We start from the raw sequence: 2,333 nt of genomic DNA, 5'->3' as shown, positions 1-2,333 counted from the left end.
CTCCCCGGGACTTCCCCACCCTGCCGGGCGACCTCGCGGTGGACGTGGCCATCATCGGCGGCGGCATCGCGGGACTGACGACGGCCTGGCTGCTCAAGCGTGCCGGCAAGAAGGTGGCGGTGCTGGAGATGCACCGCGTCCTCTCCGGCCAGACGGGCCAGACGACCGCGCACCTCACGGAGCTGTTGGACACGCCGTACACCACGCTCCTCCAGGACTTCGGTGACAAGGGCGCGCACCTGGCCGCGTCCTCCAGCCGGGCCGCCATCGAACAGATTGCCTCGCTGGTGGAGTCGCTCTCCATCCCGTGCGGCTTCACCCGGGTGCCGGCCTTCAAGTACGCGGAGACCGACCGCGAGCTGCGCGAGCTGCTGCTCGAAGTGTCCGCCGCGAGGCAGGTGGGGCTCCTGGCCTCCTTCACCAAGGACGTGCCCCTGCCGTTCCCGGTGAAGGGCGCGCTGCGGGTGGAGGACCAGGCGTTGTTCCACCCGCGCGAGTACCTGCTCGCGCTCGCGGACGCCCTCCCCGGAGACGGCTGCCACCTGTTCGAGAACACGAAGGTGGTGGACCTGTACGACGGCACGCCCTGTCGCGTCGTCACCGAGCGGGGCACCGTCACCGCCCAGGTCGTGGTGGAGGCCACCACCACGCCGCTCAACCGCGTGGCGATGCACACCCGGCTCTACCCCTACCGCACCTACGCGGTGGCGGGGCCGCTGGAGGGGCCCCTGGAAGCGGGCCAGTACTACGACAGCCAGGACCCCTATCACTACATCCGCACGCAGCAGGTGGACGGCGTGCCGTACGTCATCGTGGGCGGCGAGGACCACAAGGTCGGAAGCGAGGAGGACACGGCCTCATGCTTCACCGCGCTGGAGGAGTACGCGGTGAAGCACCTGCCCGTGAAGCAGCTCACCCACCGCTGGTCGGGGCAGGTCATCGAACCCGCGGATGGCCTTCCCTCTATCGGGCGCAACGTGGGCAGCCGCCACGTGTACGTGGCCACGGGCTTCTCCGGCACGGGCATGACGTTCGGGACGCTGGCCGGCATGGTGGTGTCGGACCTCATCCTCGGCAACGAGAACCCCTACGCCGCGCTGTACGCACCGGGCCGCGTGAAGCCCAAGGCCAGCGCGAAGGACTTCATCCAGGAGAACGCGGAGGTGGCCTTCCGCTTCGTCGCGGACCGCCTGGCGAAGCCGGACGGGCGTCAACTGGCGGACGTCGCCCCCGGCGAGGGGAAGATTCTCGAAGTGGAGGGCCGCAAGGTGGCCGTCTACCGCGAGGACGACGGCACCGCGCACGCCGTGTCCCCCGTGTGCACGCACCTGGGGTGCCACGTGCACTGGAACAACGCGGAGCGCTCCTGGGACTGCCCGTGCCACGGCGGCCGCTTCAGCCCCACCGGCCGCGTGCTCAACGGCCCCGCGATGAAGGATCTGCCGTCGCGGAAATTGCCGGTGAAGTGAGAAGTGCGGGTGGGTGACTTCCATTCACGGGCCTCCACCCCCATCTATCAGCACCGGAATCCGACTCACCCTGGGGGACGACATGAACGCACTGGATCTTCTGAAGCAGCAGCACGAGGAAGTGGCCAAGCTGTTCAAGAAGTACGAGAAGCTCGCGGACCACGACGACGGGCAGCGGCAGGAAATCTTCGAGCAGGTGGCGGACCGGCTGGGCGCGCACGCGAAGATTGAAGAGCTGTACTTCTATCCGGCGCTCAAGAAGGAGGACACCGAGGACGAGCTGCGCGAGGCGGTGGAGGAGCACCTCGTCGTCAAGCGCCTCATCGCGGACCTGCTGGAGATGGAGGCGGACGACGAGGAGTTCGACGCCAAGATGAAGGTCCTCCAGGAGAACGTGGAGCACCACGTCGAGGAGGAGGAGAAGGACCTCTTCAAGTCCGCCCGCAAGCTCATGAGCAAGGAGCAGCTGGAGGACCTGGGCATCCAGATGGAGGAGGAGTTCGACGCGCTGATGGACGGCGAGCCGCGCATGGACGTGCCGGAGGAGACCGACCGCGCCGCGCCCATCTAGGCGGAGCGCGTGGGAACGGGGTTGCGCGTGGCAGGGGGCCGGGCAGCATGCGGCCCATGCCGCGCGCTCCCGCCCCATCCCCTTCGTTGCTCCCAGAAGCGTACACGCCCGCCGTGCGGCGCTCGCTGCTCAAGGCCGACCCGACGCTCGGGCCCCTCTTCAAGACGGTGGGCCCCTTCCGCATGGAGCGCAGCCCGCTGCACAGCCCCTTCGAGGCGCTGGCGCACTCCATCGTCTACCAGCAGCTCCACGGCCGCGCGGCGGCGACCATCTTCGGGCGGGTGTGCGAACGG

Annotated in this window: 2 protein-coding genes and 1 pseudogene; all 3 read left to right on the top strand. The window is 68.9% G+C overall.

The annotated features are described in order from the left end of the window. The coding region (locus D7Y13_RS40885) for an FAD-dependent oxidoreductase (RefSeq protein WP_244222461.1) at positions 1-1,469 on the top strand (1,469 nt) is incomplete at its 5' end. Between the two features lie 82 nt (positions 1,470-1,551). Continuing rightward, on the top strand, positions 1,552-2,040 hold the full coding sequence (locus D7Y13_RS40880) for a hemerythrin domain-containing protein (protein WP_120533398.1): 489 nt from the start codon (positions 1,552-1,554) through the stop codon (positions 2,038-2,040). Positions 2,041-2,096: 56 nt separating this feature from the next. Continuing rightward, positions 2,097-2,333 (top strand): annotated as a pseudogene (locus D7Y13_RS40875) (DNA-3-methyladenine glycosylase family protein); the annotation flags it as partial.

The sequence above is a fragment of the Corallococcus praedator genome (genome assembly GCF_003612125.1).
Classification (GTDB): domain Bacteria; phylum Myxococcota; class Myxococcia; order Myxococcales; family Myxococcaceae; genus Corallococcus; species Corallococcus praedator.
Note: the sequence above shows the minus strand (reverse complement) of the source record. Positions and strands in the feature narration are given on the sequence as shown.